Raw genomic sequence first — 19,079 nt, 5'->3', positions numbered from 1 at the left:
CTCTCTATATTTTTAGTTATTTGCTATAAAGTTAGGCAAAACTAGAGGCCTATCGACTCTAGTCTTTTCCCTTGAGTTTCTTCACCTAATATTAAAATTACAGCTGCGACCAAAAGTAAAACGACGGTAAACATCATAAAGACATGACTAAATCCATTCTTAGCCACCATCATATGTGTAACGACTATCGGTGCCAAAATCCCCCCTAAACGCCCCATTGCCGATGCCCAGCCCGAACCGAAAGCCCGAATATTGGCTGGATATTGTTCTGGCGTATAGGTATATAAAACTCCCCATGCCCCTAAATTAAAAAATGACATGAGGCAGCCCCAAAACATAATGCTGTTTACGCTGTCGGCCTGTCCAAAGAAATATGCAGACAATGCACAAAAACCAATAAAAGAAGCCAGTGTAATTTTTCTACCCAATCGTTCAACAAACCATGCCGCTGCCAAGTACCCCGGTAGCTGTGCCAAAATCATTAAAAGTACATATTCAAAAGATTTAACAATGTCATAGCCTTGTTTCACTAATAAACTTGGTAACCAAGTGAAAATGCCGTAGTAGGAATACACAATTCCAAACCAGATAAGCCACAGCATTAAACTACGACGAGCAAAAGGACCACTCCAAAGTTGTTTAAAAGAAACCTTTTGTTGTATGGCTACAGGCACAACTTCAATATGATGAATAATTTGAACACCTGCCTGAGCTTCTAATTTTTGAACTAAAGTATGTGCTTCTTCAATACGACCACGGTTAATCAGGTAAGGTATAGATTCAGGAAGTTTTTTCCAAATCACTAAAATATAAATCAATGGGAGGCCGCCCATCAGAAATGCAATATGCCAGCCAAATTTAGGAATAATAAAATAAGAAATTAATGCAGCAACTAACCAGCCTAAACCCCAAAAACTTTCAAGGAGCACAATAAAACGACCGCGTACATGTGAAGGTATATATTCACTAACCAGTGTTACTGCAACAGGTAACTGACCGCCAAGTCCAAGACCAACAATAAAACGAAAAATTAATAACCATTTTAAATCTGGAGCAAAAGCACATAAAGCAGTCGCGATGCTATAAATTGCCATGGTAGAGGCAAATATTGTCTTTCGACCAAAACGGTCTGCTAAAGCGCCCGAGCAAACGGCTCCAATAGCCATTCCTACAAAGCCAATGCTCACAATCCAACCACTTTCAGCTGGAGTTAATGCCCAGTCCTTGACTAAAGTTGTCATGATAAAAGCAATTATGCCAGTGTCCATCGCATCAAACATCCAACCTAAACCCACTACCCATAAAAGCGTGTAGTGAAATTTGCCAATTGGAAGATTTTGTATACGTGAAACCAGATCCATAAGAAAACTCTACTGGAAAAAATAAGTGAGCAAGACAATATAGTTAATTGTTATAGCATGCTCACATAGCATTCTGCATAATTAATGTTCATCGGTTGAAGAAGCCGATTCTGCATCATCATCTTTATAAATAAACTTAGGCATTTCTAAGCCGAAATAGATCGCAAGCAAACGCAGGGTAAAACCGAAAATTAAGGTTGAAATAACAGTTAACTCTAAACTGAATCCTAAATCTTGACATACCCAGTAACAGATGACTGCCACAAAAGAAATACTCGCATAAAGTTCGCGACGGAAAACGAATGGAACATCGTTACATAAAATGTCACGTAAAATACCGCCAGAAACTCCGGTTAACACCCCTGCGACTGCCGATACGACAAAACCATGTCCCATTTGTAAGGCAATCTGACAACCAATAATGGTAAATCCAATTAGGCCTAAGGCATCGAGTACCAAAAAGATGTTATGTAAATGACGCATCCATTTGGCAATAATGATTGTGACAAATGCAGCACAACAAGTCAGGACCAAATATTCAGGATGTTTTACCCAAGTTAAAGGATAGTGTCCGAGTAGTACATCACGTACAGAACCACCTCCTAAAGCAGTCACACAGGCAATCAGTACGACACCGAACCAGTCCATACTCCGTCGCCCCGCAGACAATGCACCTGTCATGGCTTCGGCAGTAATCGCAATAATATAAATAACGGTGAGTAACATTGCCCTTTCCCTCAGGCCAAACAGTGGGCGTATTTTAAGGTAAAGTTATATGAATTGTGCACAGCATTGCTTAAATTTTTTTCCAGAGCCACATATACAAGCTTGTTTCATCGGGACATGCATATCTACTGTGGGATCAAGAAAAAACCATTGTTGTTGGTGAAATACAAAATGTGAAATTTCATGGTGAACCTGAGCTTTTTGTCCATCATGATAATGTGCCTTGAATTCAACCTGTGCATGGGTTTTATCTAGCTTTTCTTTGGCGTTTACGACCTCTAAACCCAACCATTGATTTTGTTTACTCCAGTCTGCAATAGCCTCTTTATCAAGCGCAGGTTGCTGACCTAAAGCGGTCGTTTTAACAATATAATCAATTTGCTGTAATGCAAAAGCACTATAACGTGAACGCATAAGCTGCTCTGCTGTTAGGGCTTTTGCTATGCCTAAATGTAAAGGCTCACAACATTCTGTATAGCTGCCTTTTCCACATGGACAAGTGTGTTGAGTCATTTGGTGCTTCTCAAATAAAAAATAGCTCAGAGTTGAGCTATTTTATGATGTTTCTAGACTTAAAATGTCATTTAATCTTTTGATTCATCTTGTTCGGTAGAAACAATATGAACTTTCTCGATTTTATGGCCTTCCATCGTCACCACTTCAAAGCGATAACCATCGGCTTCAACAGTTTCACCATTTTCAGGCAAGCGACCTAAATGGAATAACAAATAACCCGACAAAGTTGAATACTGTTCACTTTCATCAACCAAATCACGGCCTAATAACAAAGATACATGGCGGATGTCGGTTGAACCTTCAAGTATTAATGAACCATCTTCCAAGCTCTCAGCAGCTGCATCTAGTTCATCTTCATCTGGGAATTCACCCGCAATTGCTTCTAAGATATCGATTGGCGTTGCAATACCTTCAATTGAACCGTATTCATTTAAAACGATTGCCATTTGTAAAGGCGCTTGACGTAATTGCTCCATCACCATAAGTACTTGAGCATTTTCATGCACAATAACGGGTTCACGTAAATGCTTTTGAAAATCGACCACACCTGTTTCAATAAAGCCATTTAGAACTTTATGAGTGAGTGCAATGCCCTCAATATTATCAAGTTCACCACGTGCAACAATCAAACGAGAGTGTGTCATTGACATTAAACGTTCTTTTAAAACTTCTGGCTCGTCGTCTAAATCAATCCATTCAAGTTCAGGTCGTGGAGTCATAACAGACTTTACAGGACGTTCTGATAAACTAAGAACACCTTGCACAAGCACACTGTGATAAGCGCCATTGTCTTCATCAAACACTTCATCTGCAAAAGCTTGTGTAGCTAATACGTCTTCTTTATCAGAAGATTGCGTATCGGAGCTAGATCCACTGCTTTTACTTCCTAACATACGTAAAACCGCAGAGGCAGTGCGATAACGCAAGTCTGTGGTTGTAACCAGCTTTTCCTGATTGCGGCGCATGCTCTGATTGATAATTTCCACCAAGACCGAGAAACCAATTGCAGCATATAAGTAGCCCTTCGGAATATGGAAACCAAAACCTTCCACCACCAAAGAGAAACCAATCATCATCAAGAAACCAAGGCACAGAATAACAACCGTTGGATGCTTATTGACAAAGTCCATAAGTGGTCTTGATGCCCACAACATGATCCCGACAGCAATTACAACCGCAACCATCATGATTGACAGTTCTTTCACCATACCTACAGCTGTAATCACGCTATCTAATGAGAACACAGCGTCAAGCACAACAATCTGGACAATGACCATCCAGAATGCAGCATGAACAGGATTATCTTCTTTATGAAGTTGGTTACCTTCCATACGCTCATGCAATTCCATGGTGCCTTTAAACAGCAAGAACACACCACCGAACAACAAGATCAAATCACGGCCAGAAAATGGATGATCAAAAATATGGAAGAGTGGTTCAGTCAGTGTCACAACCCAAGCAATCGAAGCTAAAAGTACTAAACGCATTCCCAAAGCGAGTACCAAACCAATTACTCGCGCTTTAGCTCGCTGTTCTGGCGGCAGTTTTTCGGCCAAAATAGCAATGAAAACGAGGTTATCGATCCCCAATACAATTTCAAGAACGATTAAGGTAGCTAAACCCACCCAAGCAGAGGGATCAGACATCCATTCAAAGATCATCGATCCTGCTCCTGTGCTGACTGGATTTTATCTTTATTTGGCAACACAGCAGGCATACCCATACAAAGGAGGGAAAATGTTTTTTTAGGACAAAAAATTAAAACGGAGCGACTACAACCACTACCCATATTTGTTCATATGTTGTTAAACGAATTTTTAGTATAGGCAAGATTTAATAGAAATTCATCATTTTTATTTGTTCATGACAGGCATTCACCAAACCCATACAAAACATGAATCTTTCTTATAAATCTGCTTATAAAGTTGTCATATCTTTGGCTTAGTGTAGACAAGAAATATGAACGTGATAAGGTGAAAATAAAGCAATGAATAGCGTATTAACAATGTCAGTAAATGATTCACCAATAACAGCTGTAAAAACAAAACAACCTCTTATTGCATTATATTGTGGTTCACGTGCAGGAAATAATCCAATCTACCGAGAAAAAGCAATTGAACTTGCTCATGGAATTGCGGATCAAGGTTTTGGTTTAGTCTACGGCGGTGCAAGCATTGGCTTAATGGGACAAGTAGCCGACAGCGTACTCGAAAATGGCGGTGAAGCTGTGGGAGTGATTCCTGACTTTATGCTTAACTATGAAGAAGCACACTCAAGATTAACCGAATTACATGTGGTAGAAACCATGCACGAACGCAAAGCCATGATGGCCGAGCGAGCAAGTGCATTTATTGCATTACCTGGCGGTTTGGGTACATTCGAAGAAATATTGGAAATAGCCACTTGGGGTCAACTCAACCAACACCAAAAACCCATGATTTTATATAACGTCAATGGCTTTTATAATGCATTAATTGCTCAGTTAGATCATGCCGTTCAAGAGGGCTTTCTCCCGCTTCAACACCGCGCTAAATTGATTATCTGCGAAGACGTTGATCAAATTTATAACGTGATTAAAAACTTAAAAATGCCAAAAAGATTTGTTGTCTAGTTTCCCCCTCCTCTCCTTTAAAAAAGCGGTTCTGCCGCTTTTTTTGTTTAACTATTTTCACCGCCATCTTCAGAAGAATTTAGCTGGGTAACTTTGATAAATAAAAGAACTTAGATTTAGTAAAGAGGTATTCAACATTGACTTACTTTTTTTACTTTCAATTTGTTTTACACTAGACCAAAACGTTAACTTTCAAATGTTATGAATGCCACGCCGACTCACCAAGCCTTGCAACCTGAATACCGCCTACTCGTTCTTTTGGTTTCCATTGGCTTTTTTATGCAGGCTTTGGATACAACAATTGTAAATACCGCTATTCCTGCAATGGCTCATCATCTAAATGAAGATCCTTTACGCATGCACAGTGTAGTGGTGGCCTATGTCTTATCAGTAGCTGCCTGCATTCCTTTAAGTGGCTGGTTAGCAGACCGCTTTGGTGTTAGAAATATTTTCTTATCGGCAATTGTTATTTTTACTCTGGCTTCTTTAGGATGTGGTCTTTCTCAAAGTCTCAATGAGCTGTTATTTTTCCGGGTCATCCAAGGTGTGGGTGGAGCATTATTACTCCCTGTTGGTCGACTATCACTTCTAAAAATCATTCCTCGAACTCAGTTCTTAGCTGCAATGAGCTTAATGAGTCTTGCAGGTTTACTCGGACCTTTGGCTGGTCCAACTTTAGGCGGCTGGTTAGTTGAAGTTGCAACTTGGCACTGGATTTTTCTCATTAATATTCCTATGGGTATCTTAGGCATATTAATGACATTAAAAGTCATGCCAAATGTGAAAGAGCCTATGGTCAAAACATTTGATTTGGTCGGTTTCATATTGTTAGTTGTAGCAATGATTGGATGGTCTTTGGGTATAGAACATCTTGCTTCACCAGAATATTCAAAATGGTTCAGCATCTCTCTATTAGTCGTTGGAATAATCGCAACACTTTGGTATGCCTATCACTCTCATACACATCAAAACGCATTATTCCGCAGTCGGCTCTTTAGAAACAAAATTTATGCGATTGGTATTTTAGGTAATTTCTTTGCCCGCTTTGGCGGTAATGCCTTACCTTTTGTTTTACCACTCATGCTACAGGTCGCTTTTGGTTTTGAACCCTTTATTGCGGGTTTAATGATGATTCCTCTGGTCTTGGGTTCATTATTTTCAAAGCCAATTGTCAGACCTATTATTCAGAAAATTGGCTATCGACGTTTTTTACTCATCAATACAACTCTGGTCGGGCTATGTATTGCCTCTTTTGCCATCATGACAGTCGACACCCCAACTTGGTTTAGAGCCTTACACTTTTTCTTATTTGGCACATTAAATTCATTACAATTTGTTGGAATGAATACTTTGACCTTAAAAGATTTGCCTCAACAAGATGCGAGTAGCGGTAATAGTTTTTTATCGATGATCATGATGCTATCAATGAGTATTGGCGTGGCGCTAGCAGGTACGCTCATTAATGTATTTACCAGTTATTATGGTGCCGCTCACGTGACAACAGCATTTCATCTCACTTTAATTTGCCTCGGTTGCATCAATGTAATTGCTGCACTTATCTTCTGGCAAATTCCAAAAAATACTCCCGTATAAGCCGTTGCATTTTTAGCGTGGTTTCTCTCTCTTGAATCACGCTATGATATAGGCTTCACATCTTTAATGAGTTTTGCATGACCAAACTGGCTAAAACCTTTTTCACAGCACAGCACAATACCTTAATCGGAATTGGCTTGGCATGTGTTATGGGAGTATTGGCTTATTTTGGTCTGTTCTATCAGCAAAAAGCGGTTGCACAAGATTATCCAGTTCAAGGATTCGATGTTTCTCACCATCAAGGTAATATTGACTGGAAAAAAATATCACCCGAAAAATTCCAATTCGTTTATTTAAAATCGACTGAAGGCGGTGATTACAAAGATTCAAAATTTCAAGAAAACTGGCTCAAAGCGCGTGAACATGGCTTTCATGTAGGGGCTTATCACTTTTACCGCCTCTGTCGTGATGGTAAAACGCAAGCAGATAACTTTATTGCGACAGTGCCTAAAAAATCAGATGCGCTTCCACCAGTTATTGATCTGGAATACGACAGTAACTGTATTAATTCATACACCAAAGAACAATTAATTAAAGAAATTGGCATCATGCATGACCGCTTAAAACAGCATTATGGCAAACAGCCCATCTTTTATATTTCTAAGACTTTTTATCACATTGTGTTAATGGGTAATTTCCCAAATACACCCCTTTGGGTAAGAGATTACGAGGGAAAACCTGAACTTAAAGACAAAAGAAAGTGGCTCTTTTGGCAGCATAGTAATCAAGGTAAAATTGAAGGGGTGATAAAGCCTGTAGACTTAAATGTCTATGAGGGTTCAGTCAAAGAATGGCACCAATTTTTACAGCAGCAAGGCATCGTGAAAGCACAATAATATGCGCAAAATCATTCATATCGATATGGATGCTTTTTATGCATCAGTCGAGCTACGGGAACACCCTGAATTAAGGCATTTGCCCGTTGTTATTTCATCTCATCATCCGCGAGCTGTAATTGCTGCTGCATCTTATCCTGCCCGCGAATTTGGTTTACGTTCAGCCATGTCGATGAGTCAGGCAAGAAAACTATGCCCTCAAGTCGTTATTATTGAGCCAAATTTTGAAAAATATCGTACAGTTTCAGCTCAAATTCATTCTATATTTCAGCAATATACGCTTCTTATCGAACCATTATCTTTAGATGAAGCCTATTTAGATGTCACTGAAAACTTAAAACAAATTGCAAGTGCAACCGAAGTCGCCATGCATATTCGGGAAGATATTTTTCGGTTAACGGGGCTTACTGCGTCGGCAGGTGTGGCCCCTAATAAATTTTTGGCAAAAATTGCTTCGGACTGGAACAAACCGAATGGTTTATGTGTAATAAAACCCTCACAGGTCGCCAATTTCATTCAGGGTCTTCCACTTAAAAAAATTCCTGGAGTCGGCAAAGTCACTCAGGAAAAATTACAACAACTCCAACTTCATACACTGGGTGACTTACAGAAAATTGAAGAATCTATTCTAGTTCACCATTTCGGTAAATATGGTCAACAGCTCTACCTCTATGCACAAGGAATTGACCATCGACCTGTTCAAGCTGAAAGAGCACGCCAACAAATTTCGAAAGAGACAACTTTCGATAGTGATTTTACTTTGGTTCAATGTCAGCCCTATTGGCAGGGATTAGCCGAAAAAGTCTGGCAAAGCCTAGAGAAAAAACAGCTTAATGCCCGTGGTGTGAATATCAAGCTTAAACTCAAAAACTTTCAAACATTACAACATAGTAAAAGCTTTAAAAGACCCATTCAGTCGTTGCAAGACTTAATCCAAGTTTTATTTTTATTATTAAATGAAATGCAGATTCCTGAACATTTTCAGTTTCGCTTAATTGGTATAGGAGTTTATCAATTACAAACACAAGCAGATGACTTTCAACTTAACCTTTGGTGATTGGCTAATTTTCACTCAACAAGAGTGGATTTTGAACAAAAACTATTCCCTTTTGTTCCAAGTTTAGAGTAACCTAATCAGCGCATATTCATTACCCATGTATTTGCAACATGCCAAAAGCAACCTTTACTTTCGGCATATCGTCCTGTGATTGGCGTGACGACCAAATCCGAATATTACAGGGCCCTTCCGATACATGGCTTAGCATATTCTCTTCATCACAATAATCTACTGAAATTCTTTTCTACTTGCTTGCACCCGCATAGCAACACTTCATAAAATCAAAACTATTAAATAAAGCCACTCTAGAGCATTTTTATGACGGTAAAGCGTTTACACGTTACTTCACGCTACTGCGAAGTTGCAATTTCAGGTAATTTGGTACACTTAGCTGGACAACTCGCAGATGATACAAGCGTAGATGTTACAGGACAAACTCAACAAACTTTAGATAATATTGACCGTCTATTGGCAGAGGCTGGAACCGATAAGACCCATATTCTTTCTGTCATGATTTTTCTAAAAGATATCGAAAAAGACTATGCAGCAATGAATGCCGTTTGGGATGCATGGATTAGCGAAGGACATCCACCAGCACGGACGTGTGTAGAGTCCAAACTTTATGCACCGGATGTACTTGTAGAAATGACAGTGGTGGCTGTACTTCCATAATTTTTATAAATATAAATCGACGTTAAATTGAGCAATATCTCTAGTTATATTGCTCAATTTTTTAGTTTTTTTAAAATTTTTAATGTCCGCGTGTTATTGAGATCTGCTTTAATGAGTTCTCCTAACAATTGTTATAGTCTCTAATTTTTAAGACTTCACAAAAACATTTGACATTCGTTCTAGCTGAGGCGTTGCATGTAAAGTTGCCATCTCTGCTTCTGGAGTCAATAAATCTCTTCTCAGATCATCATAATCAGGCACCTCACTGTAATGCAGCACGCGATAACCAGCCAATTGTAATAGACGACGTTCATATTGTTGATGTGCTCGGCGCAAACCACTTTCTCCAAGAACAACAACTACAACAACCTGATAATTTTGATCAAGTACAACAAAATCAGCCGCCATATTTTGATATTTTCGACGCGTGTGCGCATATTTTGTGGTTAATAGCGCATCAAAGGATACATGTGCCAGCACGGTAAATTTAGGCAAAACTGTTTGTAGTCTGTTTAATGTCATTTGCTCATGACTGGTTAATACTGCACGGCGCTTCAAGGCACTATCATGTTGATGCCTTCGCGAAAGACTTTTCACTGCCATCACAACAGCTAAAAATAATAATAAAATCGTAATTAGATAATACATGGGCCTAATCCTTTAAGTTTTTTATAATGATTTTGCTAGATCACACTTTGTTTTAATTGATAACGACACAGCCGTTTTTTAAAAGCTTCACTTAGTAATTTCACTTGTAGTTATCAAGCTTGGCTTAAATTTAGCCACCCTCACATTATTTATAATCATAGAGTCAACAACAATCAAGTGCAGCTCGTCAGATTTGTGGAAATTATCATTTTTCGTTACTCTTTTTGTACTTTAAAACCTCAAAAATCTCACTATACGATTTAAATATATACTCTGAAAACAAAACAGGCTCCGTTTAAGAGCCTGTTTTATCATTAACCGCGTGCTTTAGTTCTTGGTTTACTTTTCCCACCAAACGGTCTTTTCTCGCCTGTTTCACGAGGAGGCAAACCCGTATGCTGGGTTAGAACCTGTCCTTTTTGTGGACGTTTTTGCCCTGCTGCCGAGTGAGATTGCCCCTGACCACGTTTTGCTGAATCTCCCGCTACAGACGAGTTCTTCTTACGCGCAGACTTATATTCACCTTCGGCAGTCCCTTGTGGCTGATAAGTCGGAATCAAATGCTGCTTTGAATTACCAATCAAATCTACACGGCCCATTTCTTTTAAGGCTTCACGAAGTAATGGCCAGTTGTTTGGATCATGATAGCGTAAGAATGCTTTGTGCAAACGACGACGCTTCTCACCTTTTACAATATCAACCTTTTCAGTGTAGCGAGCTACTTTAGCAAGCGGGTTTTTACCCGAATAGTACATGGTCGTTGCAGTTGCCATCGGCGATGGATAGAACGTCTGTACCTGATCGGCACGGAAACCATTCTTCTTAAGCCAAATGGCAAGATGCATCATGTCATAGTCTGAAGTACCTGGATGTGCGGCAATAAAGTAAGGAATTAAGTATTGCTCTTTTCCTGCTTCTTTACTAAAGCGATCAAACATTTGCTTGAAACGATCATATGTCCCAATACCCGGCTTCATCATCTTAGACAACGGGCCATTTTCGGTATGCTCTGGTGCAATTTTTAAATAACCACCAACATGATGTTGTACCAGTTCTTTCACATATTCAGGGTTCAATACCGCAAGGTCATAACGTAAACCTGAACCAATCAGAATCTTCTTCACACCTTTAATCGCACGTGCTTTACGATAAAGCTGTACTAAAGGTGCATGATCGGTATGCAAGTTTTGACAAACACCCGGATATACACAAGAAGGTTTACGGCAGTTCTTTTCAATTTCAGGGTCTTTACAGTGCAAACGGTACATGTTTGCTGTTGGACCACCCAAGTCTGAAATAATGCCTGTAAAGTTTGGTGCTGTGTCACGGATTTTCTCAATTTCACGTAAAATCGAGTCTTCCGAACGGTTTTGAATGATTCGGCCTTCATGTTCAGTAATCGAACAGAAAGTACAGCCCCCAAAACAGCCACGCATAATATTGACCGAGAATTTGATCATATCAAACGCAGGGAAACGTGCATTGCCATATGTCGGGTGAGGCAAACGTGCATAAGGTAAATCAAATACATAGTCCATTTCCTCAGTGGTTAGAGGAATTGGAGGTGGATTAATCCATACATCACGCTCACCATGGCGTTGAACCAATGCACGAGCATTACCCGGATTGGTTTCAAGATGCAAAATACGGTTTGCATGTGCATAAAGCACGTGATCATTTGACACTTCTTCAAAAGAAGGTAAACGAATGACCGCCAACTCGCGTGGAGGCAATTTATGTTTAATAGCTTTTGACGGTGCTGGCTTTAATTGAACGATTTGAGTATCGTCGTCTAGTTTGTCGCCTTCACGAATAATCGGATTTGCAACGATTTCTTTTTGGAAGTCTTGATATTGAGCTAAAGAGTTACCCTTTTCTTTTTCAACTTCACAGCCATCAATATCTTCAGTCATAACATAAGGGTTAATAATTGGATCAACACGTCCAATCGTATCTACATCATTACTTGCAACTTCAACAAACTTTGCTTTTGATGCTTTGTTATGTTTATTAATAATAAAAGCTGTACCACGAACATCAGTAATTTCGTGGATTTTTTCACCTTTAGCCAAACGGTGCATAACATCAATAATGGCACGCTCACCATTACCATACATAAGCAAATCAGCTTTAGAATCCATCAAAATTGAACGACGAACTTTATCTGACCAATAATCGTAGTGCGCAATACGACGTAAACTGCCTTCAATCCCACCTAATAACACAGGTACATCTGGGAATGCTTCACGACAACGTTGGCAATATACCGTTGCTGCGCGGTCAGGACGCTTGTTCGGTTCATTGTTCGGTGAATAAGCATCATCCGAACGGATTTTACGATCTGCCGTATAACGGTTGATCATCGAATCCATATTACCTGCTGTCACACCCCAAGCAATGGTTGGCTTACCTAAAACTCGGAAGCTTTCAGCATTGGTCCAGTCTGGCTGTGCAATAATTCCGACACGGTAACCTTGAGCTTCAAGAACACGGCCAATAACGCCTGACACAAACGAAGGATGGTCAATATAAGCATCGCCACATACTAAAATAAAGTCACATGCATCCCAGCCGAGTTGGTCCATTTCTTCTCGTGACATCGGCAAAAATGGTGCTGGTTCAAAACACGAGGCCCAATATTTGTCGTAATCAAACAGCGCTTTTGGCGCAGTTTGCATAGTATAAGCGGTAGACATGGCTTGCGAATCTCGGCTAGCAAATGGAGGAGAGACATCTAAAGATGAAAGCCGATCATTTTAACATGAATTTCATTCATTTTCCCTGTTTATAAAACATGCGAAAACAACCATATAGAAATTAATTTGATTAAAGTTTATTCAATATTTTATTCTTATAATAAAGGCGGCAGAATAAAATCCACCGCAGTTTTAACTCATTTATTTATATGACTTAGAATAAAGCTTTTGGTAAGCGGATTTGAATAATTTCGTTATCGTCGGCCAGCTTAATATTACGCCCTGTAGATCCAGGGAAGTTATTATCATTTAGAACCGTCAGCGTTGTACCATTTTCAACAATGACATCTTCAATGGTTTCAAATGGAAAGGCAAAAACCTGTTCTGTCCCAATATCCCCTGCTCTTGCTGTACCATAAAGTAAATTTGGATTAGCAATTTTAATTAAATCAACTAAATCTTCACGGCTTACTGGTTGACCTGACTCATTCAATTTAATGCGGATTAATTTTTTATATCCGCCTAAATTATTCTGAGTTGCATCACGCTCAATAATGATGCCGTCATTATTATTAAAGAGTTGGAAGTCACCAATATTGGTTGCCTTACTGTCTAACTGGAACCAATAATATTTTCCTGTATAAGCTTTTTTCTTCACATCAAATTGAGAAATCAGCAATTGTCGTTCCATTTCTCGAATTGATTTAAGCGGTTTCTCTACAAGAGGATAGAGATACTGGCCATCTGGAGAAATTGCCATGCCTTCAAAACCGCCACTTTGCTGAACCAAAGGCTCTACAAAATTAATTTGCGCTTTATTAAACTGATTTTGTGGTGAACGTAATTCTTGAGTCGGATTTAATGGATTTGGCAGAGCAATCGGAGCATCTAGCAGCACACCATCTGCTGAAAAATGAAGTAAATAAGGGCCAAACTCATCCCCAATCCAATAAGTTCCATCATTAGTACGTTGCATTGACTCTGGGTCAAAATCAGCACCCGTTAATAAACGCTCGGCAGTACCACCATTAACGATATTAAAAGGTATTAATTTGTTTGGATCACGCAGTTGGATAAAGCTTTGCACAGTAACTTGACCCGTGCCTTTAGCTTTAGTTTTGAAATCAGGCTTTAATTTATAGATACGAAGTAAAAAGTCTGATGAATTATCTTGAGTCCCAAAACCGTTATCGGCCATTGCCATATAACTGCCATCTTCATTTTTTAATGCAGCAGAAAAGCCCTGTACAGGTTGACCTTTAAATGGAGGATAAATTCCATTCGCACCTTTCACATATGCGCCAGAGTCTGGACCAGCAGCATAGGTTTCTACGGGTAACTTGGCAAAAGAAATTAAGGTCGGTTCGGTAACGTTTTCAATGGGTGAGGTTTGTTCTTGATCGTTATCATCGTTACATGCCGTCAATCCTAAACTGGCACAGCATAATAATGCGACTAAAGTTTTTTTGCTCATGGTTTTATACAGTCGGTAAAAATTAAGCAAATTTAATCAAGCTTATATGAAGTTTTGGTTTCAAAAAGATGAAACCTTTATGGCGAAAATATGACAAGCCTAGCTGTTCAATACAAAATTAAACTTCTTATTAAAAAACTAGTTAAAGTTTGGTTGGTGGATATTCTCCAGCAATTGCTGCTTTCAAAAAATTCTGAAAAGTAGGACATTCCATATGATTTTCAGCGGGACACACAGCAGCATGTTGTAATCCTTGACTAATAAAATGTAACCGCTTTGCCATTTGCTCTAATTGTTCAGCTTTATCTTTTAGTTTTTGCCGATCAAGATCTGGTTTACCATCTTGTCCAAACATTGTGGCGATTTCATTTAAGGAAAAACCCGCAGCACGACCTAAAGAAATTAATGCCAGTTGATCAAGCACTTGTTTACCATATTGTCGACGCAAACCTTGCCGCCCTATCGACTTAATTAATCCCCTCTCTTCATAAAAACGTAGCGTTGCAGTTGTGACTTTTGCCTTTTTCGCGACTTCGCCAATATCCATAATATCCTCTTGACTTCAAGTTGACTTGAACTTGCACAATAAATTTATCACGTTTTATACGTATAAAAGCAAGGTGCAAAAATGAATACTCTTACTTTACTTTTTCAAACTTTATGCCTTGGTATTGGCGCAACAATAGTTATGGATATCTGGCTGTTAATACTAAAGATATTTAAGGTTCCCACCTTAAACTTTGCCTTTCTCGGACGCTGGGTTGGTTGGATATTTCAAGGAAAACTAGTCCATCAATCTATTGCCCAAAGCCCTCAAATTAAGGGGGAATATTTATTAGGCTGGATTACTCACTATAGTATCGGGCTGATCTTTGCATTCAGCTTTCTTTTCATTGTAGGCTCCGATTGGCTCATTCACCCTCAGTTTTACTCAGCGCTACTATTTGGTGTAGTCACAGTTCTCATTCCCTTTTTTATTATGCAACCTGCGATGGGTAGTGGTTTTGTCTCTTCAAAAACCCCTCATCCATTTTTGAATTGTCTAAAAAGTTTAATGAATCACAGCATTTTTGGCTGTGGTTTATATCTCACTGCAAAAATTTTTCAATTTTAAGATAAAGGAAAATCTCATGAAAACCGTTGCTATTATTTACCATAGCCGCCAAGGTCATACACAATTTATTGCCCAGCAGATTCAAACTGGTGTATTAAGCCAAAAAAATATTAAAGTGGATCTATTGAGTGCTGAACATCTCATTGAAAACCCTGAAACACTTATCCAATATGATGGCTTAATTTGGGGATCTCCTACTTACTTAGGCGGAGTGTCTTCGAAATTAAAACAACTCATGGATGCAACAGGTCCATTGTGGAAAAAACAGAGCTTTAAAGGAAAACTAGCTGCTGGGTTTACCGTCTCCTCTCTCCCCGCAGGCGATAAGCAATCGACCTTAATTTCACTTTTTACCTTTTGTATGCAGCACGGCATGTTATGGGTCGGCAATCCAATTCTGCCCGAGCAACATCAAGGTGTACCTTATGCTCAAGCAGCTAACCGACTCGGTTCATGGTCAGGCTTAATGGCTCAGGCTGAACATTCAAGTAATGCCGATGGGTTTGATGAAGGTGACATTAAAACTGCTCGATTGTTTGGAAATAATTTTGCAATGACCTTGAATGCTTATCTGGGAGTGTAAGATTATGACAGCACAAAGGCTTTTATTTTCACTCATTTTATCTGCAATGATGTCATTTATAATTTCAGGAATTACGACTTTCAAAGCACTAGGTCTAGTTCAAAATTTCTTTTCATTATGGATATCTGCCTGGGGTATTGCGTGGATATTTGCTTTCCCAAGCGTATTAATTTGTGCCCCCTTAGCCCAAAAATTGGTGAATCTTGTTCTTCCCAAAAACTAAAGAATTTATAAAATATATGTAGGCTAAAACGTACATAATTTGTGGTCATTAGCGAATATACGACTTTAAAATTTTCTCATAACATATGAATCATAGAGAGACAGGAAGTCTCATTAAAGAAGAATAAGAACGCAGGAAGCGGTAGTTGACAGGAGTTAGCTATATAAGCTGAATACGAAGGAGCCTCGACAGGAAGTCGGGGCTTTTTCATTTTGTTGGCTATACAAAATTCTTACTGTCCAATTGGGCTTAGCAACAGAAATTATATTGATCCATGAGTGACTGCTGACTACCATCATCTCATTTGAAACTTGATTATTGGTTTTATATTTTGTTTACCTCATCTTTAGCTCACAACTGTTATAAGCCAACACAACTACGTTTTTTAAGCCTTAAATTTCTTGTAATTGCTTTAACCGCAATCATGACAGGATGTACAAGTTTAGGCCCTAATAGTGGTTCATTTTCATGGCGTTCTAATAAGCTCTCAACAGGACTACAAAAAGCTTATTCTGTTCCACAAAGCACAGCGAATCGGTTATCTCCAATTATTATTCAAAGTGCTGATCAATATAATGTACCCCCTCTTTTACTTGCCGCGGTTATAAGACAAGAGTCTAGTTACAATACTAACGCCCTCTCACCTACGGGTGCAGTAGGTTTAACTCAAATTATTCCAAGCTATTGGCAACGAACGTGTGCGGGTAATTTGTATGATGAATCTATAAATATTCAATGTGGTGCATATATTTTAAATCATTACTATCAGACAGCCGATAGCTGGTTTAAAGCCACTGCTTATTATAATGTGGGCCCAACTGGATATGAGCGGAGCTTCTGGACACGGCACAAAGCTAAGAAATATGCTCGGTCTGTAAAACGTCATCAAAAAGCTTTAAAAAACGCTCTATAAATAAGATCAAATAAAAAAGCCCAACTGCTGATGGGCTTTTTATAGAAGTAATTTTATTCTTCAAATAAACCTTCAAATAGAACAGAAGATAAATAACGCTCTCCACTGTCTGGAAGAATAACAACAATAGTTTTTCCAGCATTCTCAGGACGTTCTGCAATTTTAGCCGCTGCCGCTAATGCAGCTCCACTCGATATTCCTACTAAAATACCTTCTTGAATTGCACAATTTCTGGCCCATTGAATTGCTTCTTCACTAGTTATAGGTAAGACTTCATCAACAAGATCTAAATCAAGATTTTTTGGAATAAAGTTCGCACCAATTCCCTGAATTTTATGCGGTGCAGGTGTAATATTCTCACCATTTCTTGTTTGAGTAATAATTGGTGACTCGGCAGGTTCCACTGCTACAGAGTACAAAGGTTTATTTTGGACTTGTTCGAAATAACGAGAAATACCTGTAATCGTACCGCCAGTCCCTACACCAGCAACCAAAATATCAACTTGCCCACCTGTTGCTTGCCAAATTTCAGGACCAGTTGTATCTACATGAATTTGTGGATTTGCTGGATTTTCAAATTGTTGAGGTAAGAAATAAAGACCTGGCTGTTCTGTCGCTAATTTCACAGCTTCATCAACTGCCCCTTTCATTCCCTTCGCCGGTTCAGTTAAAACCAAATTGGCACCGAGCGCTTTTAATACTTTTCTACGCTCAATACTCATACTTACTGGCATAGTTAAAGTAATTGGGTAGCCTTTGGCCGCTGCAACAAAAGCCAGTGCAATTCCTGTATTACCACTAGTTGGTTCAACAATATGCATGCCTTCTTTTAACACGCCACGCTTTTCTGCATCTGCAATAAGTGCCGCTCCAATACGACATTTCACAGAAAATGCAGGATTACGGCTTTCTACCTTTGCTAATACGGTTGCATCAGTTTTAATGAGGCGATTAATACGTACTAATGGTGTATTCCCAATCGCTTCTGCATTATTAGAATAAACTGCGATCCCTAAATTATTGGGTGTTGGAAATTGCTGGTCGGTAGACATGTTATATCCTTATTAGATTTGGAATGATTCTGAATCATTATATGCTTCTATAATAAACAGGAAAGTAGAAAAGCCAAGTAATGCCTAACTTCTCAAATTAACAGCTTGTCTTGTCAAAAATTTATTTAAAAAAAATCAAATTATTAGATTAGATGAATTTATTTACCTATCTAGCTACTACATTAGAAATAATAGGAACTCTGGCTAATATTTCACCTTATTAAGACTAGGCGAATCTTCTGATCAGACATGAAACCTAGTGTTTTTCAAGATTTTATGTAATTAAAACTACCAAAGTTCACCTTCTCTCCAATCGGCACAAATAGTATTTTCTTCTGAATGTTGTGATAGTCTCTCTTTCAGATTAGCACTCAACGGAAATAGCATGATTTGATTGTCATCTGTTAGATAAGTAGAAGCACCTTGTTTGATGTATAAATTCCCCCGCCACGGAATCCAATCTAATTTTTTATAGAATGCCCCATCTTCGGGTTGTAATGCCGCGAGTTCATAATCTAAAGTAGTTAAAATATCGGTTAAATATCTTAATAATTGTGAGGCAAGCCCTTTACCCTGCGTATGGTAATCAGTAGTCACATACTCTACATAAGCAGTTTTTACAATGAAGTTGCCATTTATAGTGAAAACTCTATCTGCCCATAAAGCATGTGACACAATATTATCATCTAATATGCCTACAATATGAACAGCAGTTTGCATGAAGGTATATTGACTCCAAGGATCTTCATCAAAAGCTGTAAAACATAGCTCAGCAATCTGTTGTCGCTGTTGAGTATTTAGGTCTTGCACCGCGATAATTTTGAACTGCATAGGTAGAAGCTCAATTTTAATTGCTCATATCATAAGCAAAGATCGAAATAATATGCAGTATTTTTAATGAAAACCACTCTAATGGTTATTTCCAAGCATAAAAAAACACCCCCAACATCAGTTGAGGGTGTTTTAGAATAATGAGCTGGCGATGACTTACTCTCACATGGGAA

At 38.8% G+C, this 19,079-nt stretch carries 19 protein-coding genes; 9 read left to right on the top strand and 10 right to left on the bottom strand.

Going from position 1 to position 19,079, the window contains the following annotated elements:
• Window positions 1-41: 41 nt before the first annotated feature.
• The 4 genes from KTH84_RS17370 to KTH84_RS17355 all read right to left on the bottom strand — a co-directional run bounded on the left by KTH84_RS17370 (window position 42) and on the right by KTH84_RS17355 (window position 4,264).
• The gene (locus KTH84_RS17370; RefSeq protein ID WP_262474456.1) at window positions 42-1,361 is read right to left on the bottom strand and encodes an MFS transporter; all 1,320 of its coding nucleotides are present in this window, start codon (window positions 1,359-1,361) and stop codon (window positions 42-44) included.
• Between the two features lie 81 nt (window positions 1,362-1,442).
• Complete coding sequence (locus KTH84_RS17365) at window positions 1,443-2,087, bottom strand: trimeric intracellular cation channel family protein (RefSeq protein ID WP_042894279.1); 645 nt, start codon at window positions 2,085-2,087, stop codon at window positions 1,443-1,445.
• 45 nt (window positions 2,088-2,132) lie between these two features.
• On the bottom strand, window positions 2,133-2,600 hold the full coding sequence (locus KTH84_RS17360) for a YchJ family protein (RefSeq protein WP_262474454.1): 468 nt from the start codon (window positions 2,598-2,600) through the stop codon (window positions 2,133-2,135).
• A 71-nt stretch (window positions 2,601-2,671) separates the two neighbouring features.
• Entirely contained in the window at window positions 2,672-4,264 is a 1,593-nt protein-coding gene (locus KTH84_RS17355) for a TerC family protein (RefSeq protein WP_202743729.1), read from the bottom strand.
• Window positions 4,265-4,590: 326 nt separating this feature from the next.
• Here KTH84_RS17355 and KTH84_RS17350 point away from each other — a divergent pair, with 326 nt between their 5' ends.
• The 5 genes from KTH84_RS17350 (at window position 4,591) to KTH84_RS17330 (ending at window position 9,372) form a co-directional block, all read left to right on the top strand.
• Window positions 4,591-5,214: a TIGR00730 family Rossman fold protein gene (locus tag KTH84_RS17350; RefSeq protein WP_042894269.1), complete on the top strand. Its 624-nt coding sequence runs from the start codon at window positions 4,591-4,593 to the stop codon at window positions 5,212-5,214.
• A 201-nt stretch (window positions 5,215-5,415) separates the two neighbouring features.
• On the top strand, window positions 5,416-6,807 hold the full coding sequence (mdtD, locus tag KTH84_RS17345) for a multidrug transporter subunit MdtD (RefSeq protein WP_262474453.1): 1,392 nt from the start codon (window positions 5,416-5,418) through the stop codon (window positions 6,805-6,807).
• 77 nt (window positions 6,808-6,884) lie between these two features.
• A complete protein-coding gene (locus KTH84_RS17340; RefSeq protein WP_133975819.1) occupies window positions 6,885-7,643 on the top strand; it encodes a GH25 family lysozyme in 759 nt (252 codons plus the stop codon).
• Between the two features lies 1 nt (window position 7,644).
• Window positions 7,645-8,700: a DNA polymerase IV gene (gene dinB, locus KTH84_RS17335; protein ID WP_262474452.1), complete on the top strand. Its 1,056-nt coding sequence runs from the start codon at window positions 7,645-7,647 to the stop codon at window positions 8,698-8,700.
• A gap of 318 nt (window positions 8,701-9,018) precedes the next feature.
• Window positions 9,019-9,372, top strand: coding sequence for a RidA family protein (locus tag KTH84_RS17330; protein ID WP_239975894.1), 354 nt, complete (start codon window positions 9,019-9,021; stop codon window positions 9,370-9,372).
• Between the two features lie 147 nt (window positions 9,373-9,519).
• Here the strand turns inward: KTH84_RS17330 and KTH84_RS17325 are convergent, their stop codons facing one another.
• The 4 genes from KTH84_RS17325 to KTH84_RS17310 form a co-directional block, all read right to left on the bottom strand.
• On the bottom strand, window positions 9,520-10,020 hold the full coding sequence (locus tag KTH84_RS17325; RefSeq protein ID WP_133975825.1) for a DUF2726 domain-containing protein: 501 nt from the start codon (window positions 10,018-10,020) through the stop codon (window positions 9,520-9,522).
• Between the two features lie 314 nt (window positions 10,021-10,334).
• Window positions 10,335-12,716: a YgiQ family radical SAM protein gene (locus tag KTH84_RS17320; protein ID WP_262474449.1), complete on the bottom strand. Its 2,382-nt coding sequence runs from the start codon at window positions 12,714-12,716 to the stop codon at window positions 10,335-10,337.
• Between the two features lie 214 nt (window positions 12,717-12,930).
• On the bottom strand, window positions 12,931-14,190 hold the full coding sequence (locus KTH84_RS17315) for an esterase-like activity of phytase family protein (RefSeq protein ID WP_262474448.1): 1,260 nt from the start codon (window positions 14,188-14,190) through the stop codon (window positions 12,931-12,933).
• Window positions 14,191-14,332: 142 nt separating this feature from the next.
• Window positions 14,333-14,737, bottom strand: coding sequence for a helix-turn-helix domain-containing protein (locus KTH84_RS17310; RefSeq protein ID WP_262474447.1), 405 nt, complete (start codon window positions 14,735-14,737; stop codon window positions 14,333-14,335).
• A gap of 81 nt (window positions 14,738-14,818) precedes the next feature.
• On the opposite strand from KTH84_RS17310, the gene KTH84_RS17305 reads away from it, so the two are divergent.
• The 4 genes from KTH84_RS17305 to KTH84_RS17290 all read left to right on the top strand — a co-directional run bounded on the left by KTH84_RS17305 (window position 14,819) and on the right by KTH84_RS17290 (window position 17,023).
• Complete coding sequence (locus tag KTH84_RS17305; RefSeq protein ID WP_262474446.1) at window positions 14,819-15,304, top strand: DUF2938 domain-containing protein; 486 nt, start codon at window positions 14,819-14,821, stop codon at window positions 15,302-15,304.
• Between the two features lie 16 nt (window positions 15,305-15,320).
• Entirely contained in the window at window positions 15,321-15,887 is a 567-nt protein-coding gene (locus tag KTH84_RS17300; RefSeq protein WP_262474444.1) for a flavodoxin family protein, read from the top strand.
• A gap of 4 nt (window positions 15,888-15,891) precedes the next feature.
• Entirely contained in the window at window positions 15,892-16,110 is a 219-nt protein-coding gene (locus tag KTH84_RS17295; protein ID WP_262474443.1) for a DUF2798 domain-containing protein, read from the top strand.
• Between the two features lie 304 nt (window positions 16,111-16,414).
• Window positions 16,415-17,023 (top strand): lytic transglycosylase domain-containing protein, encoded by a 609-nt coding sequence (locus KTH84_RS17290; protein WP_133975839.1) that lies wholly within the window; start codon window positions 16,415-16,417, stop codon window positions 17,021-17,023.
• A gap of 53 nt (window positions 17,024-17,076) precedes the next feature.
• Here the strand turns inward: KTH84_RS17290 and cysK are convergent, their stop codons facing one another.
• Together cysK and KTH84_RS17280 are read right to left on the bottom strand one after the other, a co-directional pair.
• Window positions 17,077-18,075: a cysteine synthase A gene (gene cysK / locus KTH84_RS17285; RefSeq protein WP_262474441.1), complete on the bottom strand. Its 999-nt coding sequence runs from the start codon at window positions 18,073-18,075 to the stop codon at window positions 17,077-17,079.
• A 288-nt stretch (window positions 18,076-18,363) separates the two neighbouring features.
• Window positions 18,364-18,906 (bottom strand): GNAT family N-acetyltransferase, encoded by a 543-nt coding sequence (locus KTH84_RS17280; RefSeq protein ID WP_133975843.1) that lies wholly within the window; start codon window positions 18,904-18,906, stop codon window positions 18,364-18,366.
• Window positions 18,907-19,079: the final 173 nt, after the last annotated feature.

The organism is Acinetobacter sp. WU_MDCI_Abxb74, from assembly GCF_025513915.1.
GTDB lineage: Bacteria > Pseudomonadota > Gammaproteobacteria > Pseudomonadales > Moraxellaceae > Acinetobacter > Acinetobacter calcoaceticus_C.
This window is presented reverse-complemented; position numbering and strand designations above follow the sequence as displayed.

Coding starts and splice junctions, on each gene's coding strand:
- KTH84_RS17325 (WP_133975825.1), bottom strand. CDS start 10,020: ATGTATTATCTAATTACGATTTTATTATTATTTTTAGCTGTTGTGATG.
- KTH84_RS17280 (WP_133975843.1), bottom strand. CDS start 18,906: ATGCAGTTCAAAATTATCGCGGTGCAAGACCTAAATACTCAACAGCGA.
- mdtD (WP_262474453.1), top strand. CDS start 5,416: ATGAATGCCACGCCGACTCACCAAGCCTTGCAACCTGAATACCGCCTA.
- KTH84_RS17295 (WP_262474443.1), top strand. CDS start 15,892: ATGACAGCACAAAGGCTTTTATTTTCACTCATTTTATCTGCAATGATG.
- KTH84_RS17315 (WP_262474448.1), bottom strand. CDS start 14,190: ATGAGCAAAAAAACTTTAGTCGCATTATTATGCTGTGCCAGTTTAGGA.
- KTH84_RS17340 (WP_133975819.1), top strand. CDS start 6,885: ATGACCAAACTGGCTAAAACCTTTTTCACAGCACAGCACAATACCTTA.
- KTH84_RS17320 (WP_262474449.1), bottom strand. CDS start 12,716: ATGTCTACCGCTTATACTATGCAAACTGCGCCAAAAGCGCTGTTTGAT.
- dinB (WP_262474452.1), top strand. CDS start 7,645: ATGCGCAAAATCATTCATATCGATATGGATGCTTTTTATGCATCAGTC.
- KTH84_RS17370 (WP_262474456.1), bottom strand. CDS start 1,361: ATGGATCTGGTTTCACGTATACAAAATCTTCCAATTGGCAAATTTCAC.
- KTH84_RS17355 (WP_202743729.1), bottom strand. CDS start 4,264: ATGATCTTTGAATGGATGTCTGATCCCTCTGCTTGGGTGGGTTTAGCT.
- KTH84_RS17300 (WP_262474444.1), top strand. CDS start 15,321: ATGAAAACCGTTGCTATTATTTACCATAGCCGCCAAGGTCATACACAA.
- KTH84_RS17305 (WP_262474446.1), top strand. CDS start 14,819: ATGAATACTCTTACTTTACTTTTTCAAACTTTATGCCTTGGTATTGGC.
- cysK (WP_262474441.1), bottom strand. CDS start 18,075: ATGTCTACCGACCAGCAATTTCCAACACCCAATAATTTAGGGATCGCA.
- KTH84_RS17365 (WP_042894279.1), bottom strand. CDS start 2,087: ATGTTACTCACCGTTATTTATATTATTGCGATTACTGCCGAAGCCATG.
- KTH84_RS17350 (WP_042894269.1), top strand. CDS start 4,591: ATGAATAGCGTATTAACAATGTCAGTAAATGATTCACCAATAACAGCT.
- KTH84_RS17310 (WP_262474447.1), bottom strand. CDS start 14,737: ATGGATATTGGCGAAGTCGCGAAAAAGGCAAAAGTCACAACTGCAACG.
- KTH84_RS17360 (WP_262474454.1), bottom strand. CDS start 2,600: ATGACTCAACACACTTGTCCATGTGGAAAAGGCAGCTATACAGAATGT.
- KTH84_RS17330 (WP_239975894.1), top strand. CDS start 9,019: ATGACGGTAAAGCGTTTACACGTTACTTCACGCTACTGCGAAGTTGCA.